10 protein-coding genes and 1 pseudogene are annotated in these 16,865 nt (G+C 63.5%); 10 read left to right on the top strand and 1 reads right to left on the bottom strand.

The features are described 5' to 3' along the window. The first annotated feature begins 62 nt into the window (after positions 1 to 62). The 6 genes and pseudogenes from NE852_RS02375 to NE852_RS02350 all read left to right on the top strand — a co-directional run bounded on the left by NE852_RS02375 (position 63) and on the right by NE852_RS02350 (position 6,599). Entirely contained in the window at positions 63 to 692 is a 630-nt protein-coding gene (locus NE852_RS02375) for an NUDIX hydrolase (protein WP_374991993.1), read from the top strand. A 127-nt stretch (positions 693 to 819) separates the two neighbouring features. Then, positions 820 to 1,916 (top strand): annotated as a pseudogene (locus NE852_RS02370) (class I SAM-dependent methyltransferase). Then, on the top strand, positions 1,913 to 2,773 hold the full coding sequence (locus tag NE852_RS02365; RefSeq protein WP_008524547.1) for an RNA methyltransferase: 861 nt from the start codon (positions 1,913 to 1,915) through the stop codon (positions 2,771 to 2,773). Before NE852_RS02370 ends, NE852_RS02365 begins: the two are co-directional and overlap by 4 nt. Further along, positions 2,770 to 3,273, top strand: coding sequence for a signal peptidase II (gene lspA / locus NE852_RS02360; protein WP_258156169.1), 504 nt, complete (start codon positions 2,770 to 2,772; stop codon positions 3,271 to 3,273). The genes NE852_RS02365 and lspA overlap by 4 nt, the downstream gene beginning before the upstream one ends. A gap of 55 nt (positions 3,274 to 3,328) precedes the next feature. Next, positions 3,329 to 5,611 carry an ATP-binding protein gene (locus tag NE852_RS02355; protein WP_037170892.1) on the top strand — a complete coding sequence of 761 codons (2,283 nt, stop codon included), beginning with the start codon at positions 3,329 to 3,331 and terminating at the stop codon, positions 5,609 to 5,611. A 109-nt stretch (positions 5,612 to 5,720) separates the two neighbouring features. Next, the gene (locus tag NE852_RS02350; RefSeq protein WP_008524556.1) at positions 5,721 to 6,599 is read left to right on the top strand and encodes a GNAT family N-acetyltransferase; all 879 of its coding nucleotides are present in this window, start codon (positions 5,721 to 5,723) and stop codon (positions 6,597 to 6,599) included. Between the two features lie 214 nt (positions 6,600 to 6,813). Here the strand turns inward: NE852_RS02350 and NE852_RS02345 are convergent, their stop codons facing one another. Continuing rightward, entirely contained in the window at positions 6,814 to 9,099 is a 2,286-nt protein-coding gene (locus NE852_RS02345) for an NADP-dependent malic enzyme (RefSeq protein WP_008524557.1), read from the bottom strand. Positions 9,100 to 9,212: 113 nt separating this feature from the next. Between NE852_RS02345 and mutS the strand changes: the two genes are divergently transcribed. The 4 genes from mutS to murJ all read left to right on the top strand — a co-directional run bounded on the left by mutS (position 9,213) and on the right by murJ (position 16,849). After that, positions 9,213 to 11,939 carry a DNA mismatch repair protein MutS gene (gene mutS, locus NE852_RS02340; RefSeq protein ID WP_258156168.1) on the top strand — a complete coding sequence of 909 codons (2,727 nt, stop codon included), beginning with the start codon at positions 9,213 to 9,215 and terminating at the stop codon, positions 11,937 to 11,939. A 9-nt stretch (positions 11,940 to 11,948) separates the two neighbouring features. Beyond that, positions 11,949 to 12,224, top strand: coding sequence for a hypothetical protein (locus NE852_RS02335; protein ID WP_258156167.1), 276 nt, complete (start codon positions 11,949 to 11,951; stop codon positions 12,222 to 12,224). 127 nt (positions 12,225 to 12,351) lie between these two features. Beyond that, positions 12,352 to 15,258, top strand: coding sequence for a [protein-PII] uridylyltransferase (locus NE852_RS02330; RefSeq protein ID WP_258156166.1), 2,907 nt, complete (start codon positions 12,352 to 12,354; stop codon positions 15,256 to 15,258). A gap of 10 nt (positions 15,259 to 15,268) precedes the next feature. Next, a complete protein-coding gene (gene murJ, locus NE852_RS02325; RefSeq protein ID WP_008524576.1) occupies positions 15,269 to 16,849 on the top strand; it encodes a murein biosynthesis integral membrane protein MurJ in 1,581 nt (526 codons plus the stop codon). Positions 16,850 to 16,865 lie beyond the last annotated feature (16 nt).

Here is a 16,865-nt window from a genome sequence, read left to right as displayed (position 1 = left end):
GCCCCATTTCCGATTCGCCTCTCTTATCCCAGCGGGAAAGCGCTTTGCCAAGGCGGAGGGGAATGTTATCTGCCGGGCTCGACCGGGCGCGAGGAAAACCGATGAATGACGAGTTGAAGCCCTGGAGCGTGACGGCAAGCCGCATCACTTACGAGGATCGTTGGATACGGCTGAGGAGCGACGATTGCCTCACCGCCGATGGGACCATCGTCGCGCCGTTCCATGTGCTCGACTATCCCGATTGGATCAACGTCATCCCTGTCATGCCCGACGGGCGTGTGCTGCTGATCCGGGAATACCGGCACGGCTGCGGCGAGATCGTACTCGGTCTCGTCGCAGGCGGCGTCGAACCCGGCGACATCGAAGCCGGCGATGCGGCGATGGCGGCGGCGCGGCGTGAACTCAGGGAGGAGACCGGCTACGAAGCCTCGACCTTCGTCAAGCTGCTCGCCTCCTATCCGAATGCATCAAGCCACAGCAATATCGTGACGAGCTGGCTGGCGCTCGGCCTGAGCAGGGCCGGGGAGCCATGTTTCGACCCCGCTGAGAACATCGAGCTGCTGTTTGCGGATCTGGCCGATATCTTAGCCGACCTGCGCTCAGGCGCCGTCATCATGCAGTCGATGCATGTCGCAGCCCTCTATGCGGCGGAAAGCTGGCTTCGCACCCGAAACGCCGAGGGCTTGAAATAAACGTCACGCCGGGAGAACCTGACCTCCTGCGGGGCGGAAGGTAGGCCGCGCAGTTGATCCCGCACGGTCTTCTGGGCTAGAGGTCGCAAACTCATAAAGACATCCGACAGAGACGCGGAAGAGCACGTTGAAACAAAGAGAACGCCGGCCGGGCCAGAAGAAGACATCAGCTCCCTCCGGTGAAAGCCGCAGGGACGATCGGGCGGGCCGGCCACCAAAGCCGGCTGCGCGGCCCGCGGCCGCACGCGAGACTGAACGCGAGACCACTGCACCGGCCGCCCCCGCGCGCCCTTTGATGGCGCGCAGCGGCGAGCGGCCGGCTGAGCGGGTGCCCGTTATTCTTGAGTCGCTCGGGGCTGGCGACTTCCATCTCATCGACAGCGGCAACGGCCAAAAGCTGGAGCAATACGGCCCCTATCGCATCATCCGCCCGGAGGGCCAGGCGCTGTGGCAGCCGTCGATGCCCGCCCACGTCTGGGAAAGGGTCGACGCCGTCTTCACCGGCGATACGGACGAGGAAGGCACCGGCCGCTGGCGCTTCCCGAAAGAGGCGCTCGGCGAGACCTGGCCGCTCAACCTGCTCGGCGTCGATTTCCTCGGCCGCTTCACCTCTTTCCGTCACGTCGGTGTGTTTCCCGAGCAGATCGTGCACTGGAGCTGGATGAAGGAGCAGGTCGAAAAGGCGGGCCGGCCGCTGAAAGTGCTGAACCTCTTCGGTTACACCGGCGTCGCCTCGCTGGTCGCGGCCGCAGCGGGCGCCGAGGTCACACATGTCGATGCGTCGAAGAAGGCGATCGGCTGGGCACGCGAAAACCAGGCGCTCGGCCGCATGGAGAAGCTGCCGATCCGCTGGATCTGCGAGGATGCGATGAAATTTATCCTGCGCGAGGAGCGCCGCGGCAGCCAGTACGACATCATTCTCACCGATCCGCCGAAATTTGGCCGCGGCCCCAATGGCGAAGTCTGGCATCTCTTCGAGCATCTGCCGTTGATGCTCGACATCTGCCGCGAGATCCTGTCACCAAAGGCGGCCGGCCTCGTGCTGACCGCCTATTCGATCCGCGCCAGCTTCTATTCGATCCACGAGCTGATGCGCGAGACGATGCGCGGCGCCGGCGGTGTGGTCGAATCCGGCGAACTGGTGATCCGCGAAGCGGGCACCGACGGCAAGACGCAGGGCCGCGCGCTTTCCACCTCTCTTTTTCCCGCTGGGTGCCGAAATGAGCAAGGACTTCCACGATCAGGGACCGCGCAGGGTCGGGCAGGTGAAGGAAGTCACCTCGCTCGCCAATCCGATCATCAAGGACATCAAGGCACTGACGAACAAGAAGTCGCGGGAGGAAAGCGGCACTTTCCTCGCCGAAGGGCTGAAGCTCGTCATCGACGCGATCGAACTCGGCTGGACGATCCGCACGCTGGTCTATGCCAAGGCCGCCAAGGGCAAGCCGCTGGTCGAGCAGATGGCGGCGAAGACCGTCGCTGCGGGCGGTCTTGTGCTCGAAGTCAGCGAAAAGGTGATCGGCTCGATCACCCGCCGCGACAATCCGCAAATGGTCGTCGGCATCTTTGAGCAGCGCTGGAAGCCGCTCAGGGATATCCGCCCGAGGGACGGCGAGACATGGGTGGCGCTCGACCGCGTGCGTGACCCCGGCAATCTCGGCACCATCATCCGCACAGCGGATGCGGCAGGCGCATCCGGCGTCATCCTGGTTGGAGAGGCGACCGACCCCTTCTCGCTCGAAACGGTGCGCGCTACCATGGGCTCGGTTTTCGCCGTTCCGGTCGCGCGCGCGACACCGGAGGAATTCATCGCCTGGCGGAAATCTGCCGGCGTTTCCGTCGTCGCGACGCATCTTGCCGGCGCGGTCGACTACCGCACGATCGACTACCGGAAAAAGCCGGTCGTATTGCTGATGGGCAATGAACAATCCGGCCTGCCGGACCAGCTTGCCAGGGAGGCCGACGCGCTTGCTCGCATTCCGCAGCAGGGCCGCGCCGATTCCCTGAACCTCGCCGTTGCCACAGCCGTCATGCTTTTCGAGGCGCGCCGCCATCTCCTCTCACTTGCCGAGGGCAAATGACCGAACAGACGCACGCACGCCCCGCGCTCTTCTCGCGCCCGGCGCCGATCCTCTTCTTCATCGTCGTCGCCGTTCTCATCGACCAGGCCGTCAAGATCGCCGTCGATCACTACCTGCCGCTGCAGGAAGCCGTTCCGGTCATTCCGATGCTGGCGCTCTACCGCACTTACAATCTCGGCGTCGCCTTCTCGATGCTGTCGGGCATGGACGGCTGGTTCATCGTCGGCATGCGGCTCGTCATTGTCGCCTTCGTCGTCTGGTTATGGTACCGCACGGCGAAAGACCGCTGGCTCGCCCATCTCGGTTATGCGTTGATCATCGCAGGCGCGATCGGCAATCTCGTCGACCGCTTCGCCTATGGCCATGTGATCGATTACATCCTGTTCCACACCGAAAGCTGGTCCTTCGCCGTCTTCAACCTCGCCGACAGCTTCATCACCATCGGGGCGGGCTGCGTCATCCTCGATGAGCTGCTGCTGCCGAAAAAGGCCGGCCGCTAAAATCTTATCGAATTCCTGAAGGCATTCGGAACGGGCGTCATGTTAGCAAGATACCATGCACAACCTGGGACAGTTGCAGGAAAGATTGTCCGCCGCTTTCGGTGGAGCCGCCACCAAGCCGCATGAGATGCGGGTGGAGGCTTCTCCTTCGCGACCGGGCGCATCGCCACGTCAGGAAGCAGATGACGACACAAGGAAGCCCGCGGCCACGAGGGTCTTGCTGGTCTATTGGCTTGGTGGGGCCGGCCTTCTTGTCGCAACGATCCTGACGCTGCTTGCCCATGCCGGCGATCCGCTGCTCCTGTCGGGCGGCCTTGTCGTTCTTGGCCTTGCCGTCATCGCCAGTTACGCCGTCCTCATGGTTCGCAGACGCAGACCCGGGCAGCGCGCCGGCAAACCAATGCCGGACGGGAACGACGGCGCAAAACTGTTTGCTGATGTGCACGACGTCCTCGGCGATATCACCGTCGGCCGCACCATGGACCGGCGCATCATCAGCGCCAACGACACGTTTCGACGCCTCACCGGGCGGCCAAATCCCGAAGGCCGCACCTGCGAGGAGATCGGGCTTGCCTTTCGCCCCGGCCCGGTGCCGCACTGCTACGACGTCGAGATTTCGACGCCGGAAGGCCAGCGCATCTTCCTCTGGCGCGATGTTGTCACTCGCGATCCGTCAAACGGCCGCCTGCTGCTGCAGAGCGTTGCCCGTGACGTGACCGATGAGCGGCTCCTTGCGCAGGCCCGCGAAGACGCTCGGCAGAAGGCCGAATATAACAGTGCTGCCAAATCCAGACTGCTTGCCACCGTGAGCCACGAGGTGCGCACGCCGCTTTCCGGCATTCTCGGCATGACGCATCTGCTTGCGGAAACGCGGCTGACGCAAGAGCAGCAGAACTATCTCACCAACATCCGCCAGTCCGGCCACGCGCTGACGCAGCTCGTCGAGGATCTGCTCGATTTCTCCACCATCGAGGTCGGCCGCTTCGAGCTGCATCCGCGCTCGGAATCGCTACGCAAGCTTCTGGAAAGCGTCGTCGAGATGCTCGCCCACCGCGCGCATGAAAAGGGTATCGAGATCGGCGCCACGGTGTCATCCGACGTGCCGGAGAATATGAGCTTCGACCCTGCGCGGCTGCGCCAGGTGCTCTTCAACGTCATCGGCAATGCCGTGAAATTCACCCAGGCCGGCGGCGTCTTCATCCGTGTGGCACTCAAGACCAGCGATTTGCTGATCACGGTGACGGATACCGGTCCCGGCATGACGGCGGAAGAACAGGCGCGGGTCTTCGGCGAATTCGAGCAGGGTGGAACCGTTGCCGACAAAAGCAGCGGCACAGGCCTCGGCTTGGCTATTTCCGCGCGCATCATGCGCGAATTCGGCGGCGCGCTGACCGTTGCCAGCGAAAAGGGCAAAGGCAGCGAATTTGCGATCCGCTTCCCTGTCGAGATCGGCAGCGAGCGGCCCGACCGGCGAAATACGCTGCTTGCCGGCAACAGCGTCGTGCTGTTGGCGCCAGCGGGGGCCGCGCGTACGGCCATCGCCGAGACGATCACCGCGCTTGGCGGCCTCTGCCATCTCGTCGGTGACGGTGAGAGCGCGCGCACCACACTGCTCGGCATGGCCGACGGCGGACGGCGGCCAACCGATATCATCGTCGACCATCGCATGTCGGCGGAATTTTCCGCGCATCTGGCCGACCGCGCCGAAATTGCAGCACTCGGCCTGCGCAAGGTTCTCCTCGTCAATCCGGAGGAGCGCAGCGCTCATCCGCTCGACCTTTTCGACGCCTGGCTTATCCGGCCGCTGCGCGAACAGTCGCTGATCGACGTGCTGCGCGGGCGCATGCGCGGCATGGAGAAGCGCGATGCGCTGAACGACAACCAGCCGGGCTTCGCGCTTTCGATGGCGGAGCCGATCGTCGCGGCGAGCGGGCTCAGCATCCTGCTCGGCGAGGACGATCCGATCAATGCCATGCTGGTGCGCGTCATCCTGGAAAAGGGCGGGCACAAGGTGCGCCATGTCGAGGATTTCGAGACGCTGCTCGATTGCGCGCTCTGCGAGCCGAACGCTCGGCCTGATATCATCATCAGCGATCTCTCGATGCCTGGAGGCAACGGCATCGACATGCTGGGACGCCTGCGCGGTCACGAAAGACGGCTCGATCTTGCGCCAGTGCCGGTGATCGTTCTGACGGCTGACAAGAGCGACGAATCGCGGCGCCAAGTGCTGCTTAACGGCGCCAACCGCGTCATGATCAAGCCGATGGACCCGGTGCGGCTGTTGACCGAAGTTCAGGCGGTGGCTGCACTTTCCGCCCGTCGGGCAAAGGCCCGGTAAGGCGCCGCGGGAACCGGCACGCTTCTTGCGTTGTGAAATGCATTATGTCACTTTCCTGTCGTATAGAAGTGTTTTATGGCGTCGATAAGCCGGCAACGGGAGAATCGCCATGTCCTCCATCGACATCCTGAATCATGACACCACCGCGGAGGCTGCACGCCCCCAGACGGCTGCTGTGCAGAAGGACGGCGATATTCTCGGCCGCATCGGCAATCTGGAAACCCGCCTCGCCCGCACCGCGCGCGAGATCGATGCCGCCCAGGCCGTGCGCTACCGCGTTTTCGTCAATGAAATGAAGGCGCAGCTGCCGCCGGAAGCCATGCGCCGCGAACGCGACGTCGATGCATATGATGCTTTCTGCGACCATCTTCTGGTTCTCGACCGCACGATCGAGGGCGATCCGGAAGACCAGATCGTCGGCACTTACCGGCTGCTGCGTCAGGATGTCGCCATCGCCAATGGCGGTTTTTACTCGGCTTCCGAATTCGAAATCGAGAGCCTTCTCGCCAAGCATCCAGAAAAGCGTTTCATGGAACTCGGCCGTTCCTGCGTTCTGCCGGAATACCGCACCAAGCGCACGGTCGAGCTTCTGTGGCAGGGGAACTGGGCCTATGCGCTGAAGCACGGCGTCAGCGCCATGTTCGGTTGCGCGTCCTTCCCCGGCGTCTATCTCGAAAGCCATGCGCTGGCGCTGTCCTTCCTTTACCACACCGTGCTGGCGAAGGACGAATGGGCTGTCGGAGCCCTGCCGCATCTCGCCCGCAATATGGACCTGATGCCGGTCGAAGCCGTCAACCCGAAGCGGGCGCTGATGGCCCTGCCGCCGCTCATCAAGGGTTATCTGCGCCTCGGCGCAATGGTCGGTTCCAGCGCTGTCGTCGATCACGCCTTCAACACGACCGACGTGCTGATCGTGCTGCCGATCTCCAGCATTTCGGACCGCTACTTGAATTACTACGGCGCTGACGCCGGCCGCTTTGCGAGCTAGACCGTTTCAGGCGAAGCAGCTCCGATGGCTACCCTCACCCTCTCTCTGCAACGGGGCGATGGGACGTGCCACACGAGACGTGGATGGGATTGGAGAGGTCGGGAGATCTCCCGGACCGAATTGCCCCGCGCACATCTCAATTGCGGAAAAAATATGCCCGGCGGACGCACTGTCAGCCGGGCACGCAATCCATCTCATATGCGACAGATGACCTTTACGAACCCGCCCCGTAGGCGGCAATCGCCGCCATATTGACGATATCGCTGTCCTTGGCGCCCATCGAGGTGATCTGCACGGCCTTGTCAAGGCCGACGAGGATCGGGCCGATCACCGTCGAGCCGCCGAGTTCCTGCAGCATCTTGGTCGAGATCGAGGCCGAGTGGAAGGCCGGCATGACGAGTACGTTGGCGGGACCGGAAAGGCGGCAGAAGGGATACTGCTCCATCACCTTGCGGTTCAGCGCGACATCGGCCGCCATCTCGCCATCATATTCGAAATCGACGCGGCGCTTGTCGAGGATCTTCACCGCCTCGCGCACTCGCTCGGAGCGTTCGCCCGAGGGATGGCCGAAGGTGGAATAAGCCAGCATGGCGACGCGCGGCTGATAGCCCATGCGGCGCGCGAGACCGGCGGCTTCCTCGGCGATATCGGCAAGCTGCTCGGCCGTCGGCATGTCATGCACCGCCGTATCGGCGACGAAGACCGTGCGGCCGCGGCAGAGCGCCAGCGACACGCCGATGACCCGATGGCCGGGCTTCTCGTCGATGCAGCGGCGCACATCTTCGAGCGCAGTGGAATAGTTGCGGGTGATGCCCGTCACCATGCCGTCTGCGTCGCCCAATGCCACCATGGTGGCGGCGAAGTGGTTGCGGTCGTTGTGGATCAGGCGTTGGGCATCGCGGTGGAGATAGCCGTGCCGCTGAAGCCTCGCATAGAGATAGTCGATATAGGCCTCGACGCGGGTCGAGATACGGGCATTGACGATCTCCAGTCCCGGCCGGTTGAGATCGATCCCGGCGCGTTCGGCTGTCGCCCGGATCAGATCCTCGCGGCCGAGCAGGATGGCGGTGCCGAGCTGCTGGTTGGCATAAGACAGCGCGGCGCGCAGGACCTGTTCTTCCTCGGCTTCGGCAAAGACAATCCGCTTCGGGCGGCGGCGGACGCGCTCGTAGAGGCTGGCGAGTGTCGAGGCGATCGGATCGCGGCGCGCCGAAAGCTCGCGGGCATAACCCGCCATGTCGGTGATGACCTTGCGGGCCACACCGCTTTCGATCGCAGCCTCGGCGACCGCAACCGGGATCGCCGAGATCAGTCGCGGATCGAAGGGAACGGGAATGATGTATTGCGCCCCGAAACGCGGCCGGTTGCCCTGGTAGGCGGCGACCACGTCATCGGGCACGTCCTCGCGGGCGAGATTTGCCAGCGCCTTGACGGCGGCGATCTTCATCGCGTCGTTGATGGTGGAGGCACGGACATCGAGCGCGCCGCGGAAGATATAGGGAAAGCCGAGGACGTTGTTGACCTGGTTCGGATAGTCGGAACGGCCGGTCGCCATGATGGCGTCGTCGCGAATGCGCGCCACCTCTTCCGGCGTGATCTCGGGATCGGGATTGGCCATGGCGAAAATGATCGGCCGGTCCGCCATCGAGCGGATCATGTCGGCTGAGAACGCACCCTTCTGCGACAGGCCGAAAATGACGTCCGCACCCTTCATCGCCTCTGCCAGCGTACGCGTGTCGGTCTTGGCCGCATGCGCCGATTTCCACTGGTTCATGCCCTCGGTGCGGCCCTGATAGATGACGCCCTTGGTATCGCACAGAATGATATTCTCTGGCGCAAAACCCATCGCCTTGATGAGTTCGACGCAGGCGATCGCTGCAGCCCCCGCGCCATTGCAGACAAGCTTTGTCGTCTTCAGATCGCGGCCGGTCAGCTCCAGCGCATTGATCAAGCCAGCGGCGGCAATGATCGCCGTTCCGTGCTGGTCGTCGTGAAAGACGGGAATATCCATCAGCTCACGCAGCCGGCTTTCGATGACGAAACAATCAGGCGCCTTGATATCCTCAAGATTGATGCCGCCGAAGGAGGGGCCGAGGAAGCGCACGCAGTTGATGAACTCATCGACATTTTCGGTGTCGATCTCGAGGTCAATGGAATCGACATCGGCGAAGCGCTTGAAGAGCACCGACTTGCCTTCCATGACCGGCTTGGAGGCAAGCGCGCCGAGATTGCCGAGGCCGAGGATTGCCGTGCCGTTGGAAATGACGGCGACCATGTTGCCACGGGCCGTATAATCATAGGCGGTCTGCGGATCGGCGGCGATCGCCTTCACGGGGACAGCGACGCCCGGGGAATAGGCGAGCGAGAGGTCGCGCTGCGTCGCCATCGGCTTGGTCGGGACGACTTCCAACTTGCCGGGGCGGCCCATGGCGTGAAATTCGAGCGCCTCCTGGTCGGTCACAGAGGTCACCGGCCGGTCCTTCTTATCGATATCGGGCATAAATCCTCCAACGTCCTGTGGGCGACGCTTTGCTCTTCCTCAAATGCTGTTGTCATCTATAGCGGCGCGCGGATAGGGTTGGCACCTGTTTTTTTGGGAAAAACTGCACCTCCGTGAACGCACGAATAGATACCGGGAATGAAGCCTTTTCGGCCGCCGAGCTTGCCACGGCGGAAAGCCGTGCCTCGGCCACGCCGATGATGGAACAGTATATCGAGATCAAGGCGAACAATCCGGGTTCGCTGCTCTTCTATCGCATGGGCGACTTTTACGAGCTGTTCTTCGAGGATGCTCTGGAAGCCGCCCGCGCGCTCGGCATCACGCTGACGAAGCGCGGCCAGCACATGGGCCAGGATATCCCGATGTGCGGCGTTCCCGTGCATGCGGCCGACGACTATCTGCAGAAGCTGATTGCGCTCGGCTTCCGCGTCGCCGTCTGCGAGCAGATCGAGGATCCGGCCGAGGCCAAGAAGCGCGGCGGCAAATCGGTCGTCAAGCGCGATGTCGTGCGCTTGGTCACACCGGGCACGATCACCGAGGAGAAGCTGCTTTCGCCCTCGGAATCCAACTATCTGATGGCGCTTACCCGCATTCGCGGCGGAGCAGAGCCGGCGCTGGCGCTTGCCTGGATCGATATTTCCACCGGCGTCTTCCGGCTGGCCGAGACGGAAGCCTCGCGGCTGCTTGCCGATATCCTGCGCATCGATCCACGTGAACTGATCCTGCCCGATACGATATTCCACGATCCCGAACTTAAGCCTGTCTTCGACGTGCTCGGCCGCACCGCCGTGCCGCAGCCGGCGGTGCTCTTCGACAGCGCCAGCGCCGAAGGCCGGATCGCGCGCTATTTCGGCGTCGCCACACTCGACGGCTTCGGCACCTTTTCGCGCGCCGAACTCGCCGCGGCGGCTGCCGCCGTCGCCTATGTCGAAAAGACGCAGATCGCCGAGCGTCCGCCGCTTGGAAAGCCCGAGCGGGAAAGTGCTGCTTCGACGCTGTTCATCGATCCGGCGACGCGGGCCAATCTGGAACTGGCGCGCACGCTCTCCGGCGATCGCAACGGCTCGCTCCTGAAGGCGATCGACCGCACCGTCACCGGCGGCGGCGCGCGGCTCCTCGCCGAACGGCTGATGTCGCCGCTCACCGACCCCGTTCGCATCAACGCGCGGCTCGATTCGATCGGCTTCCTGATCGATGAGCCCTCGCTCTGCGGCAATCTGCGTGACAACCTAAAGCACGTGCCCGACATGCCGAGAGCGCTCTCCCGGCTGGCGCTCGACCGCGGCGGCCCGCGCGATCTCTCGGCGATCCGCCAAGGCCTCCAAGTCGCCGGCGGCCTTGCGGATCTGCTCGGAAAAGCGATGTTGCCCGAGGAACTGGACGAGGCGCTGTCCGGCCTGAGAGCCCTTCCCGCGGCGTTGGAAAACCTGCTTGCCGAGACGCTTGCCGAGGAATTGCCGCTCCTGAAGCGCGACGGCGGCTTCCTGCGCGACGGCGCCAATGCCGAACTCGACGAGGTCCGGGCGCTGCGTGACCAATCGCGCCGTGTGATCGCCGGCCTGCAGTTGCAATATGCCGAGGAGACCGGCATCCGGTCGCTGAAGATCAAGCACAACAACATCCTCGGCTATTTCATCGAGGTGATGGCCGGCAATGCCGGGCCGATGACGGATACGGCGGAAGCGAAAGCCCGCTTCATCCATCGCCAGACGATGGCGAGCGCCATGCGCTTCACCACGACAGAACTTGCCGATCTGGAAAGCCGCATTGCCAACGCCGCCGACCGGGCGCTTTCGATCGAACTCGAAGCCTTCAACAGGATGACCGCCGCCGTCGTTGCGGAGGCCGAGGCGATCAAGGCGGGCGCGCGGGCGCTTGCTGTCATCGACGTCGCCGCCGGTCTCGCGCTTCTGGCCGAAGAGCAGGCCTACTGCCGGCCGCAGGTCGATGGTTCGAAGATGTTTGCCATCGAAGGCGGGCGTCATCCCGTCGTCGAGCAGGCGCTGCGGCGGCAGGCGGGCGGCCCTTTCGTCGCCAACAATTGTGATCTCTCGCCAAAGACCGACGACAAGGACGGCGCGATCTGGCTGCTGACCGGCCCCAACATGGGCGGTAAGTCGACCTTCCTGCGCCAGAATGCGCTGATATCGATCATGGCGCAGATGGGCTCCTTCGTGCCTGCGACGTCGGCCCATATCGGCATCGTCGACCGGCTGTTCTCGCGCGTCGGCGCATCCGACGATCTCGCGCGCGGGCGCTCCACCTTCATGGTCGAGATGGTGGAGACGGCGGCGATCCTCAACCAGGCGAGCGATCGTTCCCTCGTCATCCTGGATGAAATCGGCCGTGGCACGGCCACCTTCGACGGCCTTTCGATCGCCTGGGCTGCTGTCGAGCACCTGCATGAGGCCAATCGCTGCCGCGGCCTCTTCGCCACGCATTTCCATGAACTGACCGTGCTTTCGGAAAAGCTTGGCCGGCTATCGAACGCCACGATGCGCGTCAAGGAGTGGGACGGCGACGTCATCTTCCTGCACGAGGTCGGGCCGGGCGCGGCGGACCGCTCCTACGGCATCCAGGTCGCCCGCCTTGCCGGACTTCCGGCCTCAGTTGTGGCGCGCGCCCGTGACGTGCTGACCCGCCTCGAAGACGCCGACCGCAAGAACCCGGCAAGCCAGCTGATCGACGATCTGCCGCTCTTCCAGGTGGCGGTGCGCCGCGAGGAGACGGCCCGCGGCCCGTCCAAGGTCGAAGAGACGCTGAAGGCGATGAGCCTCGACGACATGACGCCGCGCGAGGCGCTGGATGCGCTTTACGATCTCAAGAAGAAGCTGAAATAGGAGCGACCCATGTTCATGGAAAAACTGGTTCGCGAAACCGAGCGCCTGTCGCTCATCTGCTCCATGCTCGACACGATGCGGCGCGCAGACAAGGATCGCAATGCGCGCGGCTGGACTTCGCCGATCGGCATGCTGAAAATTGCGCGTAGTTGCGCTATGATCTGCGAGCTCGGAACGTCGATCGCCAAGGCGGGCTACCGCGAATGCGACAGGCAGACGCTTGAGGAGATCATGCGCGAAACCCGCCAGGTGCTGCATTTGCTCAATGCGCGGGCCGCCTCCTGAGTTTTTCGGGCAGGAGGGTGCTGTTGCATCAGGCCGCACTGCGGCTTGCCAACACCATTTCGCCAAATTTAAAGGTTCTTGCAGTATGAAGGCCCGTGTCAATCGCCGGGCAAAGAGGTTATAGCGCATGCAGACGAAACGTGAGGCGAGCCCGGATCAGGCAGCCCGGCATGAACAGGAAGCCGCCCCGGCGACAGCGATGCGCGACCTCGATTTCTCCGATATCCTCGATGTCGAGCTCTTGCATAAGCAATGCGATGCCATTGTCGAAGCCAACCGCAACCGGCCCGACGTCATGCGCGCCGATCTTCTGGCGGTGCTGAAAAAAGCAAGCACGGAAGGCCGGCAGAAAGCGCGCGCCGCACTGATGGCCGACGGTGGCGGCCTCAATTGCGCCTACCGGATATCCTGGCTGCAGGACCAGATCATCACGGTCCTCTACAATTTCGCCACCGCCCACATCTTCCCGCACCAGAAGGACAAGTTCGCAGTCACCGCGGTCGGCGGCTATGGCCGCGACACGCTGGCGCCCGGCTCGGATATCGACCTGCTCTTCCTCTTCCTGCCACGACCGGCGGATGAGACGCACAAGGCGGTCGAATTCATGCTCTATGTGCTCTGGGACATGGGCTTCAAGGTCGGCCACGCCACCCGCACGGTGGAGGAATGCATCGCGCTTTCCAAATCCGACATGACGATCCGCACCGCCATCCTGGAGATGCGTTACATCTGCGGGCTGCAGCGGCTGGAAACCGAGCTCGAAGGGCGCTTCGACAAGGAAATCGTTACCGGCACCGGCCCGGAATTCATCGCCGCAAAGCTTGCCGAGCGCGACGAGCGCCACCGCAAGGCCGGCGATACACGTTACCTCGTCGAGCCGAACGTCAAGGAAGGCAAGGGCGGGCTTCGCGACCTGCACACGCTGTTCTGGATCTCGAAATATTATTATCACGTGCGCGACCAGGCGGAGCTGGTCAAGCTAGGCGTCCTGTCCAAGCACGAATACCGCCTGCTTGAGAAAGCCGACGACTTTCTTTGGGCCGTGCGCTGCCATATGCACTTCCTCACTGGCAAGGCCGAGGAGCGCCTGTCCTTCGACATCCAGCGCGAGATCGCCGAAGCCTTCGGCTATCACACCCGCCCGGGCCTTTCGGCCGTCGAGCGCTTCATGAAGCACTACTTCCTCGTCGCCAAGGATGTCGGCGATCTCACCCGGATCCTGTGCGCCGCGCTTGAGGACCAGCAGGCGAAGTCGATCCCCGGCCTCACCGGCGTCATCAGTCGCTTTACCCATCGCAACCGCAAGATCGCCGGCAGCGTCGAATTCGTCGAAGATCGCGGCCGTATCGCGCTCGCCGATGCCGAGGTTTTCAAGCGCGATCCCGTTAGCATCATCCGGCTTTTCCACGTCGCCGACATCAACGGGCTGGAATTCCATCCGGATGCGCTAAAGCGCGTCACCCGTTCGCTGGCGCTGATCGACAACAAGCTCAGGGAAAACGACGAGGCGAACCGCCTGTTCATGTCGATCCTGACGTCGAAGCGCGATCCAGCGCTCATTCTGCGCCGCATGAACGAGGCCGGCGTGCTCGGCCGCTTCATCCCCGAATTCGGCAAGATCGTCGCGATGATGCAGTTCAACATGTATCACCACTATACGGTCGACGAACATCTGATCCGCACCGTCGAGGTTCTCTCGGAGATCGACAAGTCGCGCGCCGAGGAACTGCATCCGCTTGCCAACAAGCTGATCTCAGGCATCGAGGATCGCGAGGCGCTTTATGTCGCCGTTCTCCTTCACGACATCGCAAAGGGCCGCCTCGAGGATCACTCGATCGCCGGCGCCCGCGTCGCCCGCAAGCTCTGCACCCGCTTCGGCCTGTCGCAGAAGCAGACCGAGATCGTCGTCTGGCTGATCGAGGAACATCTGACGATGTCGATGGTGGCGCAGACCCGCGACCTCACCGACCGCAAGACGATCACCGATTTCGCAGACCGCGTGCAGTCGCTCGACCGGCTGAAGATGCTGCTGATCCTGACGATCTGCGATATCCGTGCCGTCGGCCCGGGTGTCTGGAACGGCTGGAAGGGCCAGCTCCTGCGCACGCTCTATTATGAAACCGAGCTGCTGCTCGCCGGCGGCTTTTCGGAGGTCTCCCGCAAGGAGCGGGCCAATGCCGCGGCCGAGGCGCTGCATGCAGCACTCACCGACTGGAGCCAGAAGGACCGCAACACCTATACCAAGCTGCATTACCAGCCCTACCTGCTCTCCGTGCCGCTCGAAGACCAGGTCCGCCACGCCCATTTCATCCGCCAGGCCGATAAGGCAGGCCAAGCGCTCGCCACAACGGTGCGGACCGACAGTTTCCACGCGATTACCGAGATCACCGTGCTGTCGCCCGACCATCCGCGACTGCTCGCCGTCATCGCCGGCGCCTGCGCGGCGGCCGGCGCCAACATCGTCGATGCACAGATCTTCACGACATCGGACGGCCGGGCGCTCGACACGATCCATGTCAGCCGCGAGTTTCCCGACGATTCCGACGAGCTGCGCCGTGCCGCTACGATCGGCCGGATGATCGAGGACGTGCTGTCCGGCCGCAAGCGCCTGCCCGAGGTCATCGCCACGCGCACCCGCAATCGCAAAAAAAGCAAGGCCTTCGTCATCCCGCCGTCGGTCAACATCACCAACAGCCTGTCGAACAAGTTCACGGTCATCGAGGTCGAATGCCTCGACCGGCCCGGCCTGCTGTCGGAGATCACGGCCGTGCTCTCCGATCTGTCGCTCGACATCCAGTCGGCCCGCATCACCACTTTCGGCGAGAAGGTGATCGACACCTTCTACGTCACCGATCTGGTGGGCCAGAAGATCTCAGGCGACAGCAAGCGCGCCAATATCACCGCCCGGCTGAAGGCCGTCATGGCCGAGGAGGAGGACGAACTGCGCGAGCGCATGCCCTCCGGTATCATCGCGCCTGCCGCCACCGCCAGGACATCGACCTCCACCGACAAGAAAGCCGGTTCTCCCGCATGAGCCTATACGCATGAGCCTCGTCAAGAAATTCGCGACCGTCGGCGGCGCAACCCTCGGCAGCCGCATCTTCGGCTTCGCCCGCGAAACGCTGATGGCGGCTGCCCTCGGCACCGGGCCGATGGCCGACGTCTTCTACGCCGCCTTCCGCTTTCCGAACCTCTTCCGCCGCCTGTTTGCCGAAGGGGCTTTCAACGCTGCCTTCGTGCCGCTCTTTGCCAAAGAGATTGAGGCGAACGGCACGGATGGCGCCAAGCGCTTTTCCGAAGAAGTGTTCGGTGTCTTGTTTTCGGTGCTGCTCCTCATCACCATCGTGATGGAGCTTGCCATGCCGCTCCTGGTGCGCTTCGTCATCGCGCCGGGCTTTGCCGACGATCCCGACAAATTCTCCATCACGATCCGTATGGCGGCCGTGATGTTTCCCTATCTAATGTGCATGTCGCTAACCGCGATGATGAGCGGCATGCTGAATTCGCTGCATCATTTCTTCGCTGCCGCGATCGCGCCCGTCTTCCTCAACGTGGTGATGATCGGGGCGCTGTTCTATTCGCTCTATACCGGTGCCGATCCGCTGGCGACGGCCTGGTATCTCTCCTGGGGCGTTCTTGCCGCCGGCGTGTTGCAGCTCGCCGTCGTCTATGTCGGCGTGCTTGCGGCCGGCATGAGCATCGGCTTCCGCTTCCCGAAGATGACGCCGAACGTCAAGCGGCTGCTGATCCTTGCGGTGCCGGCCGCCGTGACGGGCGGCATTACCCAGATCAACCAGCTGATCGGCCAGGCGATCGCCTCCTCCCGCGACGGCGCGATCGCGGCGTTGCAATATGCCGACCGCATCTACCAGCTGCCGCTCGGCGTCGTCGGTGTCGCCGTCGGCGTGGTGCTCCTGCCTGAACTTGCCCGGGCATTGAAGGGCGGCAACCTGCGAGAGGCCGGAAACCTGCAGAACCGCTCGATCGAATTCGTCCTGTTCCTGACGATCCCGGCGGCCTTCGCGCTCTGGATTCTCTCCGATGAGATCATCCGCGTGCTCTACGAGCGCGGCGCCTTCCACCAGGAAAATACCGCCGTCGTCGGTTCGATCCTGGCGATCTACGGCATCGGCCTGCCCGCCTTCGTGCTCATCAAGGCGCTGCAGCCCGGCTTTTACGCCCGCGAGGACACCAAGACGCCGATGCGTTTTTCGGCGATTGCGGTCGCGACCAACTGCGCCACCGCGCTCACCCTCTTCCCCTATATGGGCGCGCCCGGCATCGCCGTCGCCGAAGCCACCGCCGGCTGGATCAGCACGGTCCTGCTGTTCACCACGCTGCTGCGCCGCGGTCATCTGACATGGGAATGGGCGCTCGCAAAGCGCGCCGCCCTTTTGATCGTCGCCTCGGCGGCGATGGGCGCCGCCATCCTTTTTCTCAAGCAATACTGGGCGCCCTGGCTCGCGTCCGGCACGCCACTTCTCACCAAGGTTGGCACCCTTGGCTTGCTGATTGCGATCGCCATGCTGATCTATTTCGCCGCCGCCTTCCTGATCGGCGGGGCAGATCTCGGCATGATAAGGCGCAACCTGAACCGCAAACCGGTCCCGGCAAAGGACGTGTGAAATCTGGACGAACATG

The organism is Rhizobium sp. Pop5 (assembly GCF_024721175.1).
Lineage (GTDB): Bacteria > Pseudomonadota > Alphaproteobacteria > Rhizobiales > Rhizobiaceae > Rhizobium.
The sequence above is the reverse complement of the archived record's forward strand: the minus strand, read 5'-3'. Positions and strand labels throughout refer to the sequence as shown.